The organism is Geodermatophilus poikilotrophus (assembly GCF_900111455.1).
Taxonomy (GTDB): domain Bacteria; phylum Actinomycetota; class Actinomycetes; order Mycobacteriales; family Geodermatophilaceae; genus Geodermatophilus; species Geodermatophilus poikilotrophus.
Window position 1 is genome coordinate 220547 of record NZ_FOIE01000004.1, and the last position, 21402, is coordinate 241948.

General features: G+C 74.5%; 18 protein-coding genes. 7 read left to right on the forward strand and 11 right to left on the reverse strand.

What is annotated here, in order from left to right:
* Window positions 1–34: 34 nt before the first annotated feature.
* On the forward strand, window positions 35–1831 hold the full coding sequence (locus BMW27_RS10995) for a hypothetical protein (protein WP_091443714.1): 1797 nt from the start codon (window positions 35–37) through the stop codon (window positions 1829–1831).
* Window positions 1832–1848: 17 nt separating this feature from the next.
* Here BMW27_RS10995 and BMW27_RS11000 read toward each other — a convergent pair whose 3' ends face one another.
* Entirely contained in the window at window positions 1849–2442 is a 594-nt protein-coding gene (locus BMW27_RS11000) for an SACE_7040 family transcriptional regulator (protein ID WP_091443719.1), read from the reverse strand.
* Between the two features lie 57 nt (window positions 2443–2499).
* Here BMW27_RS11000 and BMW27_RS11005 point away from each other — a divergent pair, with 57 nt between their 5' ends.
* Window positions 2500–4113 carry a carboxyl transferase domain-containing protein gene (locus BMW27_RS11005; protein ID WP_091443721.1) on the forward strand — a complete coding sequence of 538 codons (1614 nt, stop codon included), beginning with the start codon at window positions 2500–2502 and terminating at the stop codon, window positions 4111–4113.
* A gap of 19 nt (window positions 4114–4132) precedes the next feature.
* On the opposite strand, the gene BMW27_RS11010 is transcribed toward BMW27_RS11005, so the two are convergent.
* Window positions 4133–4657 (reverse strand): ferritin, encoded by a 525-nt coding sequence (locus BMW27_RS11010; protein WP_091443724.1) that lies wholly within the window; start codon window positions 4655–4657, stop codon window positions 4133–4135.
* A gap of 98 nt (window positions 4658–4755) precedes the next feature.
* On the opposite strand from BMW27_RS11010, the gene BMW27_RS11015 reads away from it, so the two are divergent.
* The 4 genes from BMW27_RS11015 (at window position 4756) to BMW27_RS11030 (ending at window position 9188) form a co-directional block, all read left to right on the forward strand.
* Window positions 4756–4941: a hypothetical protein gene (locus BMW27_RS11015; protein WP_091443727.1), complete on the forward strand. Its 186-nt coding sequence runs from the start codon at window positions 4756–4758 to the stop codon at window positions 4939–4941.
* Window positions 4942–4969: 28 nt separating this feature from the next.
* Entirely contained in the window at window positions 4970–6970 is a 2001-nt protein-coding gene (locus BMW27_RS11020; RefSeq protein ID WP_091443729.1) for an ATP-binding protein, read from the forward strand.
* Window positions 6970–8124 (forward strand): acyl-CoA dehydrogenase family protein, encoded by a 1155-nt coding sequence (locus tag BMW27_RS11025; RefSeq protein ID WP_091443731.1) that lies wholly within the window; start codon window positions 6970–6972, stop codon window positions 8122–8124. The genes BMW27_RS11020 and BMW27_RS11025 overlap by 1 nt, the downstream gene beginning before the upstream one ends.
* Window positions 8125–8333: 209 nt before the next feature.
* Window positions 8334–9188 (forward strand): cyclase family protein, encoded by an 855-nt coding sequence (locus BMW27_RS11030; protein ID WP_091443733.1) that lies wholly within the window; start codon window positions 8334–8336, stop codon window positions 9186–9188.
* Between the two features lie 25 nt (window positions 9189–9213).
* On the opposite strand, the gene BMW27_RS11035 is transcribed toward BMW27_RS11030, so the two are convergent.
* The 5 genes from BMW27_RS11035 to BMW27_RS11055 all read right to left on the reverse strand — a co-directional run bounded on the left by BMW27_RS11035 (window position 9214) and on the right by BMW27_RS11055 (window position 13597).
* On the reverse strand, window positions 9214–10347 hold the full coding sequence (locus BMW27_RS11035; protein ID WP_091443736.1) for a glycerate kinase: 1134 nt from the start codon (window positions 10345–10347) through the stop codon (window positions 9214–9216).
* Between the two features lie 55 nt (window positions 10348–10402).
* A complete protein-coding gene (locus BMW27_RS11040) occupies window positions 10403–11416 on the reverse strand; it encodes an NADPH:quinone reductase (protein ID WP_091443741.1) in 1014 nt (337 codons plus the stop codon).
* 93 nt (window positions 11417–11509) lie between these two features.
* Window positions 11510–12184, reverse strand: a complete 675-nt coding sequence (locus BMW27_RS11045; protein WP_091443744.1) for a peptidoglycan-binding domain-containing protein — start codon at window positions 12182–12184, stop codon at window positions 11510–11512.
* Between the two features lie 408 nt (window positions 12185–12592).
* Window positions 12593–12988: a VOC family protein gene (locus tag BMW27_RS11050; protein WP_091444270.1), complete on the reverse strand. Its 396-nt coding sequence runs from the start codon at window positions 12986–12988 to the stop codon at window positions 12593–12595.
* 36 nt (window positions 12989–13024) lie between these two features.
* Window positions 13025–13597 (reverse strand): hypothetical protein, encoded by a 573-nt coding sequence (locus tag BMW27_RS11055; RefSeq protein WP_139206879.1) that lies wholly within the window; start codon window positions 13595–13597, stop codon window positions 13025–13027.
* A gap of 146 nt (window positions 13598–13743) precedes the next feature.
* On the opposite strand from BMW27_RS11055, the gene BMW27_RS11060 reads away from it, so the two are divergent.
* Window positions 13744–14589: an ATP-grasp fold amidoligase family protein gene (locus tag BMW27_RS11060; RefSeq protein WP_091443751.1), complete on the forward strand. Its 846-nt coding sequence runs from the start codon at window positions 13744–13746 to the stop codon at window positions 14587–14589.
* Window positions 14590–14857: 268 nt separating this feature from the next.
* On the opposite strand, the gene BMW27_RS11065 is transcribed toward BMW27_RS11060, so the two are convergent.
* The 4 genes from BMW27_RS11065 to BMW27_RS11080 form a co-directional block, all read right to left on the reverse strand.
* Window positions 14858–15877, reverse strand: coding sequence for an ABC transporter permease subunit (locus BMW27_RS11065; protein ID WP_091443754.1), 1020 nt, complete (start codon window positions 15875–15877; stop codon window positions 14858–14860).
* On the reverse strand, window positions 15874–17427 hold the full coding sequence (locus BMW27_RS11070; protein WP_091443757.1) for a sugar ABC transporter ATP-binding protein: 1554 nt from the start codon (window positions 17425–17427) through the stop codon (window positions 15874–15876). Before BMW27_RS11070 ends, BMW27_RS11065 begins: the two co-directional genes overlap by 4 nt.
* A 30-nt stretch (window positions 17428–17457) precedes the next feature.
* Window positions 17458–18438, reverse strand: a complete 981-nt coding sequence (locus tag BMW27_RS11075; protein WP_091443759.1) for an ABC transporter substrate-binding protein — start codon at window positions 18436–18438, stop codon at window positions 17458–17460.
* A gap of 262 nt (window positions 18439–18700) precedes the next feature.
* Window positions 18701–21298, reverse strand: a complete 2598-nt coding sequence (locus tag BMW27_RS11080; RefSeq protein WP_091443761.1) for a bifunctional FO biosynthesis protein CofGH — start codon at window positions 21296–21298, stop codon at window positions 18701–18703.
* Window positions 21299–21402 lie beyond the last annotated feature (104 nt).

Here is a 21402-nt window from a genome sequence, read left to right on the forward strand (position 1 = left end):
CCACCGCCCCTGCTCCCCGCTCCGGAGGACCGACGTGCTGGCCCTGACCCCCCGGCCGCTGCAGACGGCGGGGGAGCGTGCGCTCTTCGCCGAGCTGGCCCGCTGGGACACCGGCGGCGCGGTCCGGGGTGCGGTCGTCGCCTCTCTGCCCGTCCTCGACGGACCGGTGGGCCGCCGGATCTCCGACGCGGTGCTCTTCGTGCCCGAGGGGCTCGCCGTCGTCCGCATCGCCGAGGTGCCCCGGCAGCGTGGCGTGGTCACCGCGCTGCCCGAGGGGTCGTGGACCGTCGGCCCCGAGGCCGGCCGCCCGGGCGAGGTGCTGCAGCTCTCCGGCGGTGGGTCCACGCCGCTGGACGGGCTGATGCGCGCCGGCATGGACACCGCCGTGCGGCTGCGCCGCGCCGGCCTGGAGCCCGGCCGGATCGCCCGGCTCACCGTGCTGGTCGGCGACCTCTCCGGCCTGGTCCCCACCGACGGCGACCTGGGTGAGGGTGACCAGGTCGCCCTGCTCGAGCCGCGCTCGCTGCTGCTGGGCATCGCCCGCTCGGCCCGCTACACCGGTGTCGCCAACCCGCGCCTGTGGACGACGGCCGACGTGCGTGCCGCCCTGGAGGCCCTCGAGCTCGACGGCCGGGTGCCGACCACCCAGGAGCTCAACGGCGAGGGCTTCCCCTACTCGCCCTACGTGCTGCGCACACCCGAGCTGCTCGCCCCGGCCGCGATGGCCGCGGCGGTGGCGGAGACCGAGGCCGGGGGAGCGTCCCCGGTGCCGGCGGCGCACCACCCGGCGCCGCACGCCGCCGTCCCCGAACCGCTGCGTCCGCTGGCCGACCCGGCGGCAGCCGCGGCCGTGGCCGCCGCCGCGATCCGCGCCGACGAGGAGGCCGCCCGCGCGGCGGCCCCGGCCCACACGCGCGCCCAGGACCTCGCCTTCGCCGCGCCGGCCCGGCCGCTGGATACCCTGGTCGGGCCCACCGCCGGCGTGCGCGAGGACGAGAGCGGTGGCATCGGCGGGCTGTTCGCCGCCGCCGAGCCGATCGCCGCCGAGCCGATCGCCGCCGAGCCGATCGCCGCCGAGCCGATCGCCGCCCAGCCCGCTGTGCCGCCGACCCGCGTCGAGGCCCCGGCCGCGCCGCCCGCGGCCGGTGCCCGGGCCGCCGGCGTCCCCCTGGTCGGGCCGCGCCGGCGGCAGCGCTCGCCGCGGCGCACCGCGGTGCTCGTCGCGGCCGCCCTGCTGCTCGTCGTCCTCCTCGGGGTGGGCGTGACCGCGCTGTTCGGTGGGGACGACGAGGCGAGTGCCGATGCGTCCCCGTCCGCCGCCGGGCAGGCCGGAGCGCCCGCCGAGGCCCCCGGCGGACCGCAGCCCGGGCAGATCGAGACGGTGGACGGCCGCACCTTCGTCGCGCAGCGGGTGCAGAGCGACCCCACCTGCGTCGGCAACGCCTACGGCGCGGTGGCCGACTTCTTCACCGCCACCGACTGCTCGGGCCTGGCGCGCGCGTTGTACTCGACCGACGTCGGCGGCCGGCCGGTCGTCGTCTCGGTGTCGGCGGCCGACATGGGTGAGCAGAGCGGCGCCCTGGCGCTGCGTGCTCTGGCCGACCGGAACGGCAGCGGCAACGTCAGCGACCTGCTGCGCGAGGGCGTCCGCTACCCCGGCGGTCCCGCGAAGCTGTCCGGCGCGGAGTACGCAAGCGTCGTCTCCGGCAGCACCGTGACGATCGTCGAGACCGCCTGGGCCGGGCCCGGTTCGACCGGTTCGACCGCCGACCTCGACGCCGTCGCCTCGACCGCGCTGGTGCTGCCCGTGCCGGAGCCCGCCGCCGGCTGAGGCCCTGCCCGGGGGCCTCAAGCGGTCGCAGCGGCCTCGGCCATCGCGGCCAGCAGCGCCGCCGTCCGCCGGCGGGGCAGCCGGCCGGCGCTGTGCGGGGTGGAGTTGACCAGCCCGAAGACGGCGTGCGCCCGGGCCCTGCTGGTCGCGGCGTCCGAGGCCGGGTGCACCCGCCCCAGGACGTCGACCCACACCTCGACGTAGCGGCGCTGCAGCCGGCGCACCTGCGCGGCGTCCTCGTCGGCCAGCGAGCCGAGGTCGCGGTCGTGCACGGTGATCAGCGCGGGGTTGTCCAGCGCGAAGTCGACCTGGAAGGCGATCAGCGTGCGCAGCTGCGCCATCGGGTCGTCGCCGGCGGCGGCCACCCGTGCGGTGCCGCCCTCGAGCAGCCGCTCGCTGATGCGCAGCAGCATCTCGGCGAGCATCGCGTCCTTGCTGGCGAAGTGCCGGTAGATCGCCGGCCCGGTCACCCCGACGGCCGCCCCGACGTCGTCCACCCCCACCGCGCGCGAGCCGCGCTCGGCGAACAGCTGCGCGGCGGCCTGCAGGATCTGCTCGCGGCGCGACGGGCGGGACGCGTCCGCGTGCAGCGCGGTGTTGGCGTCCGTCACGGCGGGGATGTTAACGCTCGTTGACCCGGTGCGTGAACCCTCGTTAACATCCCGCCCGTGGACGCCCCCGTGCTTGCCGGCAGGCCGACGACCGACGGCGCGGCCGCCGCGCGCAACGCCGAGGCGCACGCCGGGCTCGTCGCCGACCTGACCGAGCAGCTGCGCCGGGTGGCGCTCGGCGGCGGGGAGCGGGCGCGCGAGCGGCACACCGCGCGGGGCAAGCTGCTGCCGCGCGAGCGGGTCGACGCGCTGCTCGACCCGGGCAGCCCGTTCCTGGAGCTCTCGCCGCTGGCCGCGCACGGCATGTACGGCGGCGAGGCGCCGGCCGCGGGGATCATCACCGGCATCGGGCGGGTGGCCGGCCGCGAGGTGGTCGTCGTCGCCAACGACGCCACCGTCAAGGGCGGCACCTACTACCCGATGACGGTCAAGAAGCACCTGCGCGCCCAGGAGGTGGCGCTGCACAACCGGCTGCCCTGCGTCTACCTGGTCGACTCCGGCGGCGCCTTCCTGCCGATGCAGGACGAGGTCTTCCCCGACCGCGAGCACTTCGGCCGCATCTTCTACAACCAGGCCACGATGTCGCGGGCGGGGATCGCGCAGGTCGCCGCCGTCCTCGGCTCGTGCACCGCCGGGGGCGCCTACGTCCCGGCGATGAGCGACGAGGCGGTCATCGTCCGCGAGCAGGGCACGATCTTCCTCGGCGGTCCGCCGCTGGTGAAGGCCGCGACCGGCGAGGTGGTCACCGCCGAGGAGCTCGGCGGCGGCGACCTGCACAGCCGGGTCAGCGGGGTCACCGACCACCTGGCCGAGGACGACGCGCACGCGCTGCAGCTGGTCCGCCAGGTCGTCGGCACCCTCGGCCCCCGTGCGCCCCGGCCGTGGGACGTCGAACCGGTCGAGGAACCGCTGCACCCGGCGGAGTCGCTCTACGACGTGGTGCCGCCCGACCCGCGCACGCCCTACGACGTCCGCGAGGTCATCGCCCGGCTGGTCGACGGCAGCCGGTTCGCCGAGTTCAAGCCGCTCTACGGCCAGACGCTGGTCACCGGCTTCGCCCGGCTGCACGGCCACCCGGTCGGCATCGTCGCCAACAACGGCGTGCTGTTCGCCGAGTCCGCGCTCAAGGGCGCGCACTTCATCGAGCTGTGCGACCGCCGGTCGATCCCGCTGCTGTTCCTGCAGAACATCTCCGGGTTCATGGTCGGCCGCGACTACGAGGCCGGGGGGATCGCCAAGCACGGCGCGAAGATGGTCACCGCCGTGGCCTGCGCCCGGGTGCCCAAGTTGACCGTCGTGATCGGCGGTTCGTTCGGCGCCGGCAACTACTCGATGTGCGGCCGGGCCTACTCGCCCCGGTTCCTCTTCACCTGGCCCAACGCGCGCATCTCGGTCATGGGCGGCGAGCAGGCGGCGTCGGTGCTGGCCCAGGTCCGCCGCGACGGCCTGGAGGCCCGCGGGGAGGAGTGGCCGACCGAGGAGGAGGAGGCGTTCAAGAAGCCGATCCGCGACCAGTACGAGACCCAGGGCCACCCCTACTACGCCACCGCCCGGCTCTGGGACGACGGCGTCATCGACCCCGCCCGGACCCGCACCGTGCTCGGCCTGGCCCTGTCCGCCTGCGCGAACGCGCCCCTCGAGGAGGTCGGCTATGGCGTCTTCCGGATGTGAGCGGCGGACCGCCGCCGGTTCAGGCCCCCGCGACCGGTGGCGCGGTCGGGTCGGCAGCCTCGGCGGTGACCTCCCGGAGCACGTAGTCCTCGATCGTCTCGAGGTCGTGGGTGGAGCGCTTCACGATGGTGAGCAGGTCGCTCATCTTGCTGACCTCCTCGATCTGCTCCTTGATGAACCACTGCATGAACTGGTCGGAGGCGAAGTCGTTCTCCCGCCGGGCGACACCGATGAGCGCGTTGATCTGCTCGGTGACCCGCTTCTCCTGCTCCAGAGCGAGCTCCACGGGGGCGACGACGTCGGTGAACTCGTTGACCGGGGCGGGGACGCCCGGGATGCGGACCGGCGCGTTGGAGTCCAGCAGGTACTGGACCATCATCATGGCGTGCTCGCGCTCCTCGAGCGCCTGGTCGAAGAACAGCTGGGCGGTCCGGGGCATGGTCAGCTCGTCGAAGTAGACGGCGCACGCCACGTACTGCTGGTGCGCGGCGAACTCGTTGCCGATCTGCGCGTTGAGCAGCTCGACGAAGGCAGGGGCGGCCATCGGGACTCCCGGACGTGTGCGGTGGCGGTTGCCGCACGCTATCCGGTGGCAGCTCGGTGCCGGTGGACCGGTCAGGAAGGCGAGGCTAACCTCGCCCCGTGGGGAAGTCCGGGCGCATGCCCAAGAAGAAGTGCTGCCAGGACAAGCCGCGCTGCAAGCGGTGCCCCCTGCGGGCCCTCGCCGAGGGGACGCTGCCACCGGGCTACACGGTCAAGAAGCGCCGCCTGGTCAAGCTCGACAAGGCGGAGAAGGTGCTCGCGAAGAGCACCCGGAAGGCTGCCTGACCGCACCTCCCGCGGGGGGTGCTGAGCCGTGTTCGACACCGTCCTGGTCGCCAACCGCGGCGAGATCGCCGTCCGGGTCATCCGCACGCTGCGCGCGATGGGCATCCGCTCGGTCGCCGTGTACAGCGCGGCCGACACCGGGGCGCGGCACGTCCGCGAGGCCGACGTCGCCGTCCCGATCGGCCCCGCGCCCGCCGTCGACAGCTACCTGTCCGTCGAGCGGGTGCTCGACGCCGCCGCCCGCACCGGGGCGCAGGCGGTCCACCCCGGCTACGGCTTCCTGTCCGAGAACGTCGAGTTCGCCCGGGCGTGCGAGAAGGCCGGGATCGTCTTCATCGGCCCGCCGGTCGCCGCGATCGAGGCGATGGGCGACAAGATCCGCGCCAAGCAGACCGTGGTGGCCGCCGGCGTCCCCGTCGTCCCCGGGCGGACCGAGCCGGGCATGTCGGACGACGAGGTCGCGGCGGCCGCGGTCGAGGTGGGCTTCCCGGTGCTGCTCAAGCCCAGCGCCGGTGGCGGCGGCAAGGGCATGCGGGTGGTGCGCGCGGAGGCGGAGTTGCGCGACGCCATCGCGGCCGCCCGGCGGGAGGCCCGCGGCTCCTTCGGCGACGACACCCTGCTGGTCGAGCGCTACGTCGGGTCGGCGCGGCACGTCGAGGTGCAGGTGCTCGGCGACGCCCACGGCACAGTCGTGCACCTCGGCGAGCGGGAGTGCAGCCTGCAGCGCCGGCACCAGAAGGTGGTCGAGGAGGCGCCGTCCCCGCTGCTGGACCCCGCCACCCGCACCGCGATGGGCACCGCCGCCGTCGAGGCCGCCCGCGCGGTGGGCTACACCGGCGCGGGCACGGTGGAGTTCATCGTCGACGCCGAGCGGCCGACCGACTTCTTCTTCCTGGAGATGAACACCCGGCTGCAGGTGGAGCACCCGGTCACCGAGATGGTCACCGGGCTGGACCTGGTCGAGCTCCAGGTGCGGGTCGCCGCCGGGGAGCGGCTGCCGCTGGCCCAGGACGACGTCGTGCTCGACGGGCACGCCATCGAGGCCCGCCTCTACGCCGAGGACCCGGCCCGCGGCTTCCTGCCGCAGACCGGCACCGTGCTGGGCCTGCGCGAGCCGGCCGGACCGGGCGTGCGCCTCGACAGCTCGCTGGCCGTGGGCTCGGTCGTCGGCACCGACTACGACCCGATGCTGGCCAAGGTCGTCGCCTGGGGCCCCGACCGGGACACCGCCCGGGCCCGGCTGGTCGGCGCGCTCGGGCACACCGCCGTCCTCGGGGTGCCGACCAACACCGCGTTCCTGCGGGCGCTGCTCACCGACCCCGACGTCGTCGCCGGGCGGCTGGACACCGGCCTCATCGAGCGCCGCGGCGAGGCGCTCACCGCTGCCGAGCCGGTGCCCCCGGCGGTGTACGCGGCCGCCGCGCTGGCCCTGCAGCTGGAGGCCGAGCCGGCCGGGCCGGTGGTCGACCGCTGGGACGTCCCCGACGGCTGGCGGCTGGGCGAGCCGGCCTGGACGGTGCGCCGGCTGCAGGCCGCCGGCGGCGAGCAGGTCACCGTGCGGGTGCGCGGCCGCGCGTCCGCCGCCGAGGTGCAGATCGGGTACACCGACCCGGTGGCCGCCGCGGCGACGAGGGACGGCGACCAGCTGGCGGTGACCCTCGACGGGGTGACCTCCCGCTACGCCGTCGTCCACTCCGGTGGGCAGGTGTGGCTGGCCGCCGACGGCCGGGTCGTCGCGCTGCGCGAGCACGAGCGGCTGCACTCGACGGTCGAGGGCGCGGCCGGCGACGGCGCGGTCACCGCACCCATGCCGGGGACGGTGACGCTGGTCCAGGCGGCGGTCGGCGACCGGGTCGAGGCCGGCGCACCGCTGCTGGTGGTCGAGGCGATGAAGATGGAGCACGTGCTGACCGCACCCCTCGCGGGGACGGTCACCGAGCTCGGCGTGACGGCCGGCCAACAGGTCCGGCTCGACGAGCGGGTGGCCGTGGTGACCCCACCGGCCACCTCCCCTGAGCAGGAGACGTGATGCTGGACTACCGGCTCGACGAGGAGACCGAGGCCCTGCGCAAGGTCGTGCGCGAGTTCGCGCAGGACGTGATCGCCCCGCAGATCGGCGCGTTCTACGAGGCCGACGAGTTCCCCACCGCGATCGTGCGGCAGATGGGCGAGCTCGGCCTGTTCGGCCTGCCCTTCCCCGAGGAGTACGGCGGCTCGGGTGGCACCTACTTCACCCTGTGCGTGGCGCTCGAGGAGCTGGCGCGGGTCGACTCGTCGGTGGCGATCACCCTGGAGGCCGGCGTCTCGCTGGGCGCCATGCCGATCTACCGGTTCGGCACCGAGGAGCAGAAGCAGCAGTGGCTGCCGCGGCTGTGCAGCGGCGAGGCGCTGGCTGCGTTCGGGCTGACCGAGCCCGGCGGCGGCTCGGACGCCGGGGCCACCCGCACCACCGCGCGCCTGGAGGACGGCTCCTGGGTGGTCAACGGGTCCAAGGCGTTCATCACCAACTCCGGGACCGACCTGACCGAGCTGGTCACCGTCACCGCGGTCACCGGCACCCGTCCCGACGGCGGCAAGGAGATCTCGGCGATCGCGATCCCGTCCGGGACGCCGGGCTTCAGCGTCGGCAAGCGGTACTCGAAGGTCGGCTGGAACGCCTCGGACACCCGCGAGCTGTCCTTCAGCGACTGCCGGGTGCCCGCGGAGAACCTGGTGGGGGAGCGCGGCCGCGGCTACGCGCAGTTCCTCTCCATCCTCGGCGAGGGCCGGATCGCGATCTCCGCGCTCGCCGTCGGGCTGGCCCAGGGCTGCGTCGACGAGTCGGTGAAGTACGCGGCGCAGCGGGAGGCGTTCGGTCAGCCGATCGGCCGCAACCAGGCGATCCAGTTCATGATCGCCGACATGGAGGTCCGCGCCTCCACCGCGCGGCTGGCCTACTACCGGGCCGCCGAGAAGATGCTGCGCGGCGAGCCGTACGGGCGGGAGGCCTCGATCGCCAAGCTGTACAGCTCGGAGGTGGCGATGGACAACGCCCGCTACGCCACCCAGGTGCACGGCGGCTACGGCTTCATGAACGAGTTCCCGGTGGGCCGCTTCTACCGCGACGCGAAGATCCTGGAGATCGGCGAGGGCACCAGCGAGGTGCAGCGGATGCTCATCGCCCGCGACCTCGGCGTCGGCTGAGGGAGGACCACCCTCCCCCACGCCTCGTAGGAGGACGGGGTTCTCCCACCTGCAGGGGGCCGGGCTCGGCGATCCCGCCGGGTCGGGCGGGGAGCGCTCGGCGGGCGGCACCGCGCGGCGACGTGCGGTCCGGCGGCCGGTCCCAGGGCTATGGTGCGCGGGCGCCCGAGCCCAGGGCGGCCCGATTCCACGGGGACGACGGAGCGCACATGTGCACGGAGCACACCGGCAGGGTGGCGCAGCAGCACCGCGACGGGACCGGGGCCGGCTTCTCCCGGCGGGCAGCGCTGGTGGGCGGGGCGGCCGCAGCCGTGACCGCTGCGCTGACCGGTACCGCTCGGGCCGAGGACCGGACCCCGCCGGCCCCGAGCTGGGGCCGACGTGGCCTCGCCGACCTCACGCACCCGCTGACCACGAGCCTGCCGATGTTCGTGCCCAGCGAGGCGCCGTCGCGCCGCACCGCCGTGACGATCGAGCAGAACGGCTACTACCTGCAGGAGTGGCGCGTCTTCGAGCACACCGGCACGCACGTCGACGCGCCGGGACACTTCACGGCGGGTGGTCGCCTCGCGCCCGAGCTGCGGATCGACGAGCTCGTCACCCCCGCCGTCGTCATCGACATCAGCACGCGCGCGGCGGACGAGCCCGACACCGTCGTGACGATCGACGACGTCCGCGCGCACGAGCAGCGCCACGGCCGGATCCCGGACGGCGCCGCCGTCCTCATGGACTCCGGCTGGGGCGCCAGGATCGGCGATCCGGAGGCCTACCGCGGCGCGGACGCGGCGGGGGCGCTGCACTTCCCCGGCTTCGGTGCGGACACCTGCGAGTGGTTGCTGGAGCGCCGGCGCATCCGCAGCCTCGGCGTCGACACGCTCAGCATCGACCCGGGCGTGTCCACGACCTTCGACACCCATCTCCTGCTCACCGGCGCCGACCGCTACGGGCTGGAGAACCTCGCCCACCTCGACCGCATCCCGGCCACGGGCGCGACGATCGTGGTCGGCCTCATCCCGTTCGAGGAGGGGTCGGGCGGTCCCGCGCGCGTCTTCGCCTCCTGGTGAACCCGCGGCCCGCCCACACGCCTCCTCAGGTCGGGGTCGGCAGGTGCTCGGCGGCGATCCGGCGGGCCAGCCGCTCCAGCAGCGGGCCGGCCTCGGTCATGCAGCGGTCGGGGTCCGGCTCGATGTCGGTGAGCGCGGCGGCGGCGTCGATGCCGGCCTCCCGCAGCGCCGCGTCGTCCAGGTCGCGGCGCCCGCAGACGGCGATCACCTCGGGGACGCCGGCCGCGCGGGCCCGCCGGGCCACGCCGACCGGGGCCTTGCCGCGCAGGCTCTGCTCGTCCAGCGACCCCTCGCCCACCACGACGAGGTCGGCGCCGGCCACCAGCCGCTCGAAGCCGAGCAGGTCCAGCAGCAGGTCGATGCCCGGCCGCAGCTGCGCCCCGAGGACGGCGAGGGCGGCGAACCCGACCCCACCGGCGGCGCCCGCCCCTGGTTCGTCGCGCAGGTCCCGCCCGGTGGCGTCGGCGACGGCGTCGGCCAGCCGGGTCAGGCAGCGGTCGAGGTACGCGACGTCGTCCGGGTCGGCTCCCTTCTGCGGGCCGTAGACCGCGGCGGCGCCCGAGGGGCCGGTCAGCGGGTTGTCCACGTCGGAGGCGACGACGACCTCGGCGCCGCCCAGGGCAGCGGCCACCCCGCTGACGTCGACCCGGGCCAACTGCTCCAGCCCCGCGCCGCCGGGCCCGATGGGTGCGCCGTCCGCGTCGAGGAGCTCGGCGCCGAGGGCCTGCAGCAGCCCTGCGCCGCCGTCGGTGGTGGCGCTGCCGCCGATGCCCAGGACGACCCGGCGGGCGCCGGCGGCCAGCGCCGCGGCGACCACCTCGCCGGTGCCGCGGCTGGTGGCGGTGCGGGCAGCGCGCCGGCCACCGGGCAGCCGGGCCAGGCCCGAGACGTCGGCCATCTCCACGACGGCGACGTCCCCGAGCCGGGCGAACGCGGTCTCCACCGGCTCACCGGTCGGCCCGGTCGCGGTCACCGGGACCGCCTCGAACCCGGCGGCCAGGGCGGCGGCGAGGGTGCCGTCACCGCCGTCGGCGACGGGCAGGCAGCTCACCTCCACGTCCGGGCGCCCGGCGGTGAAGCCGCGTGCCACTGCCGCGGCCACCTCCGTGGCGGTCAGCGATCCCTTGAACTTGTCCGGGGCGACGAAGACGCGGGGCACCGAACAATCCTGCCAGCAGGCTCCGTCCCCGGCGGCCCTGCAGGAAGCTCCTCCCTCAGGCCGTCACGTCGACCAGCACCTTGCCGACGGCGCCGTCCTCCACCGCACGGTGCGCCTGCGCGGTCTCGGCCAGCGGGAAGACGTGCAGCGGCAGGCCGGCGTCCGCACCGACCCGCACCGCGCCGTCCAGCACGGCGGCGTTGACGTCCTCCACGCCGATCGCCTTGGCCCGCTCCGGCTCGGTGTAGACGAGGACGAACTGCCAGCGCGCGTTGGGGCCCATCTGCGCGCGGACCGGCACGGTGACCTCCGCGCCGCCGTCGTCGGCGTACATCGCCACCGCCCCGTGCAGGCCGATCAGCTGCGCGTCGACGGCGGCGTTGGTGGCGGCGGAGACCTCGACGATCGCGTCCACGCCCTTCGGGGCGACCTTACGGACCTCGGCGACGACGTCCTGCTCCCGGTAGTGGACGACGTGCGAGGCCCCGGCCGCCGCGGCCAGCTGCGCCTTCTGCGGGCTGCTGACCGTGGCGATGACGGTGGCGTCGGCCCACCGGGCCAGCTGGATGGCGGCGTTGCCGACCGCGCCGGCCCCGCCCTGCACGAGGACGGTGGAGCCGGTCAGCGCCCCGGGCCCGAGCCGGTCGGGCAGCGACTCGGCGACCGTCAGGCAGCGGTGCGCGGTGAGGAACGGGATGCCCAGCGCCGCGCCGAGCTCGAAGGACGGTCCGGCGCCGAGCAGGACGACCTGCCGCGCCGGGACGACGGTGTACTCGGCCGCCGTCCCGTGCGGGCGCTGCCAGGCCGCCTCCCAGACCCACACCCGCTCGCCGACCAGCACGGGGTCCACCCCCTCGCCGACGGCGTCGACGGTGCCGGAACCGTCCTGGTCGGGTACCTGGCCGTCGGAGCCGGGCGGGTTGTTGCGCCGGGACTTCCAGTCGGTCGGGTTGACGCCGGAGAAGGCCAGCCGCACCCGCACCTCACCCGGGCCGGGCTCCGGGGTGGGGCGCTCGATGAGCTGCAGGACGTCGGGGTCGCCGTTCTCGGTGTAGACGATGGCTCGCACCGTCCCGTCCTACCCGGTGCCGCCGCTGCATGCGCGGACGGTTTGGTGCTGCAACGGCCTGGTAGTGCGACACGAGCACGTGTCGTGGCGCTGCTAGAACCCCAGGGCCCGCCAGGTGGCAGGCCCGACGACCCCGTCGGCGACCAGTCCGGCGCGCCCCTGGAAGTACCGCACCCGGGCGTCCGTCATCGGGCCGAAGTCGCCGTCGACGGCCAGGGGCGGGAGGCTCGGGTACCAGCGGTTCAGCGTCTCCTGGAGCCTGCGCACCGCATCCCCGGTGCTGCCCAGCCGCAGCACCGGCAGCGCGGGCGGGGGTGGGGGCGGAGGCGTGCCGCCCCGCATGACCTCGTTGAGCCGGTCCACGGTCAGCCCGCCGTTCGCGGCCCACCACATCAGCTCGACGTGGCCGTGGTCGGTGTGCGGCGAGGACCCGGAGTACGGGCGCCAGTCCGGCGCGATCGACGACCAGATGCGCCGGTCGTGGATGACGCACTGGAGACCGAGCTCCTGGGAGTTGAGCCGGAAGGTGTCCATCACCCCCCAGGACCAGGGGTTCCCGACGGGGGTCCCCAGGTCGGCGGCACGCCCCTCGGCATGGAGGCTGAGGACGGCTCCGCCGCTCACCGGACGACAGTTGTAGATGCCGAGGTTCGTCGCGCCCCGGTTCCCGTAGGCGCCGAGCCACCAGGACATCAGGTTCCGTGCGCCCGGCGTGGGACCGCCGGTGCAGCTGCGTGCGCCCTGGTAGCCGCCGATCTGGATGGTCACCGGCCGGCGTCTTCGGGTGCGGGTACCGTATGCGACGCCGGCTCGACGTAGTCCGGGTGCTCCGGGTCGTCGATGGGTGCAGAGACGGGTTCGGGACCCCCCTCATCGGCTCCGAGGGCCACCTGCGGGTCGACCTCGAGCTCGTTCGGCCGACCGGGGGCGTGGTCCGACACGAGGCACCTCCTCCATCTCGTCGGGGACCGGGTTCCCTGCGCGTGCCCTCGTCAGGGCGCCCTCGGGTGACCGAGTGGTCCGGCGCCCGCGCCTCGTACTCTGCCCGCGTCGGGCGGCGGTCGGCCACGGTCGGTCGCCGCCGTTCCCGCTCCGCGGGCCGGCTCGCGCGCGGCCATCGCGAGGAGGTCCGCAGTGCGCTACCGGGCGTGCAGGCGGGGCCGGTCCCTTGCAGCACTAGGTCAGGTTGAGCTGCCAGGAGACGCCGAAGCGGTCGTTGACCCAGCCGAACCGGCGGCTGAAGCCGTGGTCGCCGGGCTCCATCAGGACGGTGCCGCCCTCGGACAGGCCCCCGAACAGCCGCTCGAGCTCCTCCTCCGACGCCGTCTCGACCCAGATCGAGAAGGACGGCGTGAAGGTGAAGTCGTGGACCGGGGGGCTGTCGAAGCAGCGGAACTCCTGGCCTGCGATGGAGAAGGTGGCGCTCTGCACCGTGCCCTCCGCGCCGGGACCGCCGGCCCCCCACCGGGTGAGGTCGTGGACGCGCGCGTCGTCGAACAGCGACGTGTAGAGGTCGAGCGCCGGCCCCGCGTCGCCCTGGAACATGAGGAAGGGGATCACCTGCTGCGGCATGGCGGTCACCGTAGAGGGAGCCGCTGACAGGAGGACTCAGCCCAGGCGGTCGGCGACCGCGGCCAGGAAGTCGTCGACCCGCCGGAGGTCCGGCTCGTCCCCTGCTGCGACGACGAGCACGACCACCTCCTCGGCGCGCACCAGGCGGGTCTCGGCCACGGCCGGGTCGGGTCCGGAGACCACGGTGCGGATGGTCACGCCGTTCCACCCCGACCCCGACCAGCTGTCCACCGACCGGGTGCTCCCGGCTCCCGGGCCGGCGGCCACCGACGGCGGCGCCGATGCGCAGTCCGGTGCCTCCATCTCCGCCTGGTCGAGGATCGCCTCCGCCACCATCGGCGCCGACGTGGCCCAGGCGTAGGCGTGCAGGGTCATCCCCTCGGAGGCGTGGCCGCTGGTCACCGGGTCCCCGAGCGCGGGGTCCAGGCGCGGTGGCCGCGTACCCGGTGCGGTCGTGCAGAGCTGCGCGGGTGGCGGGGGCGGGTCGACCGGCCGGGGACCGGGGAGCTGCACCGACAGGGCGGCCTCGAGGTCGGGCGGCCCGCCGGGGGAGGCGGTGCCCGCCACGGTCGAGGTGCAGGCGGTCAGCCCGCCGACGACCGCAGCCACGGTCCACCCTCCCGCCGCCGTCCGCATCGCCGTCCTCCTCCGGCAGGCGGTACCCACCCCTCCGGCAGGCGGTACCCGCCGGCGAGCGGGGCAGGCGGCCGGCGTCCCGCGTTGCCGGGTCGCCGGATCGCTGATGGGGTCGGGCGGTGCGCTCCCCGCTGCCCGGCGTCCTGCCCGCGCCGGTGCGCCGGACCCTGCTCTACCGACAGGCCACCGGGCACCTCCCGCCGCTCCTGCGGCCACGGACCTTCACCGAGAAGCTGAACTGGCGGATCACCCTCGACCGGCGGGACCTGCTCGCGCCCACCTGCGACAAGCTGGCGATGAAGGACCACGCCCGGCGGTTGGCGCCGGGCCTGGTGCGCGTCCCCCAGACCCTCTGGGCCGGCAGCGGCGTCGACGAGCTGGCGGACGTCGACCTGCCGGACCACTGGGTGCTCAAGCCCAACCACTCGTGCATCCGGCGGCTGTTCGGCCGCGGGCCCGCCGACGTCGCCGACCTGCGCCGGCGCACGGCCGGCTGGGTGGCGGAGCGGTACTGGCGCAAGAGCGAGGAGTGGGCCTACCGGCGGGCGCGGCCGTGCCTGCTGGTGGAGGAGTTCATCGGCGTCCCGGGCGTGGTGCCGGCCGACCTCAAGGTGGTGGTCGTCGATGGCGAGCCCCGGCTGGTCGAGCTGCACACCGGCCGGGACGACGACCACGGCACCCGGCTCTACTCCCCGGAGTGGGAGCCGCTGCCCTGGACGATCGGCTACCGGCCCGGTCCGGACGCCGACCCGCCCGAGCGCCTGGAGGACCTGCTCAAGGCCGCCACGGCCCTCGCCGACGGTTTCGACATGCTCCGCGTCGACTGCTACGAGGTGGACGGCGAGCTGTGGTTCGGCGAGCTCACCCCGTACCCCGGCGCCGGGCTCTCGCCGCTGGAGCCCGACCTGGACGCGTGGCTGGGTGCGGCCTGGACGCTGCCACCGTGGTGGCGCACCCGAGGCTGACCCGGCGAGATCGGCGATCTCGCACGGCTGCACCGCCCGGGGCGTGCGAGACCGCCGATCTCGCCGGGGGTGACAGCTCGGACCGTGCACCACGGGGAGCAGCACGGAGTCGGTCGAGCGGCCGTCTCGTCCTGTACCCGCGCCGGCGTGCGCAGGTGTGCGACCTCGCCACCCGCCCACGACCGAGGACGCCCGCCCCGATCGGCGGATCGGGACGGGCGTCGTCGGTTCGTCCGGCCGGCGGGCGAGGACGCCCGCCGGCCGGACGTCAACCGCTGGCGCGGGAGAACCGCTTGAGGCTGTCGAGCGCGATCGCGATGATGATCACGACGCCCTTGATGACGAGCTGGTAGAAGAACGGCACGTCGAGCAGGATCAGCCCGTTGGACAGCACCCCGATGATGACCGCGCCGACCAGGGTGCCGAAGATCCGGCCACGGCCACCGGCCAGCGAGGTGCCGCCGAGCACCACCGCCGCGATCGCGTCGAGTTCGTAGCCCTCACCGGCGGTCGGTTGGGCGGACAGCACCCGGGCGGAGAAGATGAGGCCGGCCACCCCGGCTGCGGCACCGGCGAGCATGTAGGTGTACAGGAGCACCCGCTTGACGTTGATGCCCGCCAGACGCGCCGCCTCCATGTTCCCGCCCACCGCGTAGACGTGGCGGCCGAACCGCGTGCGCTCCAGCAGGAACCAGAAGATGGCGTAGACGACGATCATCACGACCACCGGCTGCGGGATGCCGGCGACGCTGCCGTTGCCGATCCCGCGGAACCCGAGGTCGCTGGCCACCAGCGGCTGGCCGTCGAGCAACGAGTAGGCCAGGCCCCGCAGGTAGGTCATGGAGCCGAGGGTCACGATGAAGGCAGGCAGGGCCAGCCAGGCGACGAACACGCCGTTGAGGGCTCCGCACAGCGCACCGATGAGGATGCCGCCGAGCAGGGCCAGGGGTGTGGGCACCCCGTCGACCGCGAGCAGCACGCTGCCCACGCCGGCCACGGCGAGGATCGATCCGACCGACAGGTCGATGCCGGCCGTCAGGATCACCACGGTGAGCCCGGCGGCCAGGATGGCGTTGATCGAGACCGACCGGGCCACGTTGATGGCGTTGTCCACCGAGAGGAAGTTCGGGGCCAGCACCGCCATGAGGGCGATGAGGAGCAGCAGGACGGCGAAGATGCCGACCCGGTCCCACCAGTAGGCGATGGCCGCCCCGCGGCCGGCCGTCCCGGGCTCGACCCGGGTGTCCGGGATGGGGTTGTCCGGCGTCGTGACGGTGTTCGGGTTCATCGGGGGATCCCAGCGTCCTCGTTCGGAGTGGCGTCGTCGGAGTAGACGCCGGTGGCGTGTTGCATGACTGCCTCCTCGGTCGCCTCGCGGGCATCGAGCGACGCCGCGATCCGCCCGCCGCGCATGACCAGCAGCTGGTCGCTGATCCCCAGGGCCTCCGGCAGGTCCGAGGAGATCACCAGCACCGCGGTGCCGGTCCGGGCGATCTCGTTGACCAGGCGGTAGATCTCGCTCTTCGCCCCGATGTCGACGCCCCGCGTGGGTTCGTCCAAGATCATCAACTTGGGTCGCTGGAGCAGCAGCCGCCCCAGGACGAGCTTCTGCTGGTTCCCGCCGGACAGTGCGCGCGACTCGAGCCCCAGCGCGTTGGAGCGCACCTTGAGTTGGTCCATCACGGTGCGGACCGCCTTGACCAACGGTCCGCCGCGGACCACACCGACGCTGCTGTAGTCCGCCAGCGTGGAGATGCCGACGTTGTCCTTGACCGTCAGGTCGAGGAACAGCGCCTGGTCCTTCCGGCTCTCGGGGAGCAGGCCCACCCCGGCCCGGATGCCGTCGATGGGGTTGCGGACCTGCAACGGCCGGCCGTCCAGGGTGACCGTGCCGCCCGTCCGGCGGTCGGCGCCGTAGATTAGGCGCGCCACCTCGGTGCGCCCGGCGCCGATCAGGCCCACCATCCCGACCACCTGGCCGCTGCGGACGTCGAACGAGACCGGGCCGATCCCGCCGGGGCCGGTCAGCTCGCGCACCGACAGCCGGACGTCCCCGGCCGGGTGCGGGGTGCGCACGTAGAGGTCGTCGATGTCGCGGCCCACCATCATCCGCACGATGTCCCCGGGCTGGACGCGGTCCGGACCGGTCGCCCGCATGTCGCGGGTGCCGATCAGCTGGCCGTCCCGGAACACGGTGACCCGGTCGGCGAGCTCCCAGACCTCCTCCATCCGGTGGCTGATGTAGACCAGCCCCATGCCGCGCGAGCGCATCGCCCGGATGAGGGCGAACAGCTGCTCGCTCTCGGTGCGGGACAGTGCGGCCGTCGGCTCGTCCAGCACCAGCAGCTTGGCGTTCTCCGCCACGGCGCGGGCGATCTCGACCATCTGCTGCATCCCGACGCTGAGCCGGCCGATCGGGCGGTTCGGATCGATGTCCGCGCCGACCCGGGCCAGCTTCTCCCGGGCCTGCTCGACCATCTTCCGCCGGTCCAGCATCCCGAACCGGACCGGCTCGTTGCCGGTGGCCAGGTTCTCGGCCACCGTCATCTCCGGGATGGTGTTCAGCTCCTGGTGGATGATCGCCACCCCGGCGGCCATGGCGTCGCGAGGCGAGGCCAGGGCCACCGGGGAGCTGTCGATCCTGACGGAGCCGGTGTCCGGCTGGTAGTTGCCCGAGATGATCTTCATCAGCGTCGACTTCCCGGCGCCGTTCTCGCCCATGAGGGCGTGCACCTCGCCCGCCCGGACGTCGAAGCTCACGTTCGACAGAGCGAGGGTCGCGCCGAAGCGCTTGCTGATCCCCTCCACCTCGAGCAGCGGAGCTGGTGTCCCACTCACGACGGTTCCTCCCACCAGCCGGTCCGGCCGTCACCAGCCTTCGTACGAGCTCACGTTGTCCTTGGTGACGAGCGTCGGCTCCAGCAGGGTCACGCGCTCGGCCGGGGGGTTGCCGGCGACGATCCCCTTGCCGACCTCGAGGGCCTCGAGCGCCATGCCGCCCGGGTCCTGCGCGGCGCTGGCGACGAAGTTCGAGTTCGGGTCCTGCAGGGCCTTCACGGCCTCGGGCGAACCGTCGACCCCGACGATGGTGATGCCGCTGCGCCCGGCCTGCGCGACGGCCAGGTCGGCGCCGAGCGCCTCCGGGTCGTTGATGGCGAAGATCCCCTGGACGTCCTGGTTCGCCGTGAGCATGTCGGTGGTCAGGGCCAGTCCGCTGGCCCGGTCGTTCTCGCCGGCCTGCCGAGCCACCACCGTGACACCGGGGTTGGCGGCGAGGACCTCCTCGCAGCCCTTCACCCGGTCCTGCGGAGCCGTCGTCGGGGTGCCCTCGACCATGAAGATGTTCCCCTGGCCCCCGAGGGCGTCCACCAGCGCCTGGCAGGACTGCCGGCCGGCCTCCACGTTGTCGGTGGTGACCGCGGCGTCCGCGCCCTCCGCGTCCACGTCCACGGCGACGACCGGGATGCCCGCGGCCTGGGCCCGGACGACCGCGGAGGCGATCCCGGAGCTGTCGACGGCGTTGAGCAGGATGAGGTCCATCCCCTGCTGGATGAAGGCGTCGATCTGGTCGTTCTGCGCCGCGAGGTCCTGGCGCCCGTCCTGCACGTTGAGGGTGAAGCCCTGCTCCTCGGCAGCCTGCTCCATGCTGTCCTGCATCGAGGCGAAGAACGGGTTGGAGATGTCCTGGAGCATCAGCCCGACCCGCTCGACCTCGCCGCCGCCACCTCCGCCGCCACCGCCACCGCTGCCCGCGGTGGTGTCACCGTCGCTGCACCCGGTCAGTGCCACCGCGCCCAGGATGACCAGGGCGGCGGTGGACGTCGTCCGCGCCCGAGAGATGGACCTCATCGTCTGCTCCTCCGTTGGCTCGTGCTCGACTTGCGCACCGGGTGTGTGGCCGCGTGCAGTCCTGCTGGACGACGGAGCCGTGGACCGGCCGCGCATGAAGATAGCTCTGCCCAGGGTGTTTGCCGGATGAGGCACCCGGTGTCGCCGTCCCGGGGGTGGACGCCCCGTGGTGCCGGCCGCCGGCGGCGGGCCCGGCTGCGCCCCTCGCGCCGTCCGGTCCGCCGGACCCCGGGGGCTGCCGCGCCGGGCGTTCGGCGGGACCTCAGAGCAGCTTGAGGTCGAGGGCGCGGCGGCCCTCCTCGGAGCGGGCGGTGGCGATGCGCTCCGCCGAGGGGGTGCCGTACTCCGTCGTCCGCTGCCGGGCCGGGCGGCCGATCGCGGCGGCCGTCGACTCCAGCTCGGCGATGGTCTTCAGCGAGCCGTTCTCGCTGCCGGCCATCCGGCTGATCGTCTCCTCCATCAACGTGCCGCCGAGGTCGTTGGCCCCGCCCTGCAGCACCGCCTGCGTGCCGACGTCACCGAGCTTCACCCACGACGTCTGGATGTTCGGGATCCGCCCGTGCAGCAGCAGCCGGGCGACGGCGTGCACGGCCCGGTTCTCCCGCACCGTCGGCCCGGGGCGGGCCACACCGGCCAGGTAGATCGGCGAGCTGTGGTGCACGAAGGGCAGCAGCACGAACTCGGTGAAGCCGCCGGTCCCGTCCTGCACCCGCGCCAGCGTGCGCAGGTGCGCCACCCAGTGGGCGGGGGTGTCGACGTGGCCGTACATCATCGTCGACGTCGTCGGGAGCCCCACCCGGTGCGCGGTGGTGATGATCTCCAGCCAGGTGGCGGTCGGCAGCTTGCCCTTGGTGAGCACCCAGCGGACGTCGTCGTCGAGGATCTCCGCCGCCGTGCCGGGGACGGAGTCGAGGCCCGCCTCCTTCGCGGCGAGGAGGAACTCCTGGAACGACAGCCCGGTGCGCGCCGCGCCGTTGACGATCTCCATGGGCGAGAAGGCGTGCAGGTGGATGCCGGGCTGCCGGCGCTTCACCTCGCGGGCGAGGTCGAGGTAGGCGGTGCCGGGCAGGTCGGGGTGGATGCCGCCCTGCATGCAGATCTCGGTGGCCCCCGCGGCCCACGCCCGGTCCACGCGCGTCCCGACCTCCTCGAGGGACAGCGTGTAGGCGTCGGCGTCGGTGCGCCGCTGGGCGAAGGCGCAGAAGCGGCAGCCGGTGTAGCAGACGTTGGTGAAGTTGATGTTCCGGTTGACGACGTAGGTGACGTCGTCGCCGTTGACGTCCCGGCGGACGGCGTCGGCCAGCGCGCACAGCGCGTCGAGGTCCGGGCCGTCCGCGCCGAGCAGCGCCAGGTACCCGGCGTCCGACAGCCCCGCGGGGTCGGTCTCGGCGTGCCGCAGGGCGGCGTGCACCGCCGGGGCGCCGGCGGCGAGCGCGGTCGAGCGCCCGTCGCGGGCGCTCTCGGTGCGGGAGCGCAGCTCGGCCCAGTCGCCGTAGACGGCGTCGAAGTCGCCGCGCCGGTCGCCGGTGCGCCCGGTGGTGTCGACCTCGACGTGCAGGTCGGTCCGCCCGGACGACGTCCACGCCTCGTCGGGCTCCTGCCACGGCAGCCCGACCGGCAGGCGCCCCTCCACGGCCAGCCCGTCGGGGCCGGCCAGGGCGGCGACGTGCGGGCGCACCCGCGGGTCCAGCCACGGCTCGGGGGAGAGCACGTAGGGCGGCTGGGCGGCCAGCCGCTCGCGCAGCTCGAACCCGGCCTCGGCGCTGAGCGCGGCCAGCTTGTCGCTGTTGGGCCACGGCCGCTCGGGGTTGACGTGGTCGGGGGTGAGCGGCGAGACGCCGCCCCAGTCGTCGACGCCGGCCCGCAGCAGCAGGCCGAGCTCGGTGGAGTCGGACAGGTTCGGCGGCGCCTGCACCCGCGCCCTGGGGCCGAGCAGCAGCCGGGTGACGGCGACCGCGGCGACGTACTCCTGCAGCCCGAGGTCGTCGTGCGCGGCCATCGCGGTCCGCGGCTTGGCGCGGAAGTTCTGGACGATGACCTCCTGCACGTGCCCGTGCCGCTGTGCGGCGCCCCGGATCTGCAGGACGGCGTCCACCCGCTCGGCGTAGTCCTCGCCGATGCCGAGCAGCACGCCGGTGGTGAAGGGGACGGCGGAGCGGCCGGCGTCCTCCAGCACCCGCAGCCGGACGGCGGGCTCCTTGTCGGGGCTGCCGAAGTGCGGGCCGCCCTTCTCCGACCAGAGCCGGGTGGCGGTCGTCTCGAGCATCATCCCCATCGAGGCCGAGACGGGCTTGAGCCGCTGGATCTCCTCCCACGACAGGACGCCGGGGTTGAGGTGGGGGAGCAGCCCGGTCTCCTCCAGCACCCGGATCGCCATGGCGCGCAGGTAGGCCGGCGTGGAGTCGAAGCCGTGGGCCTCCAGCCACTCGGCGGCGACCGGCCAGCGGTCCTCCGGGCGGTCGCCGAGGGTGAACAGCGCCTCCTTGCAGCCCAGCGCGGCGCCGGCCCGGGCCACCTCGAGCACCTCGTCGGGGGAGAGGAACGGTGCCTTGCCCTGTGCGCGCAGCTCCCCGGGCGTGGTGACGAACGTGCAGTAGTGGCAGCGGTCGCGGCACAGGTGGGTGAGCGGGATGAACACCTTGCGGCTGTAGGTCACCACTCCCGGCCGCCCGGCGGAGGCGAGGCCCGCATCGCGGACCCGCCCGGCCGCGGTCAGCAGCCGGTCCAGCGGCTCGCCCTCGCCCAGCCCCCGGGCGTGCAGCAGCGTCTCGGCCTCGACGGCGTCCAGGGTCACCCCCCGCTCGGCGCGGGTGAGGGCACGGCGGACGGCGGACTCCGACGGGTTCAGCGGCTCGCTCATCGGCCCCGACGCTAGTTGACGGACCCCCTCGCCCCCCAGCCGCGGCCGCGCCTCCCGGCGATCACGGAGCCGCGGTGGCGACACGTCCAGTCCACCCGGTGTGT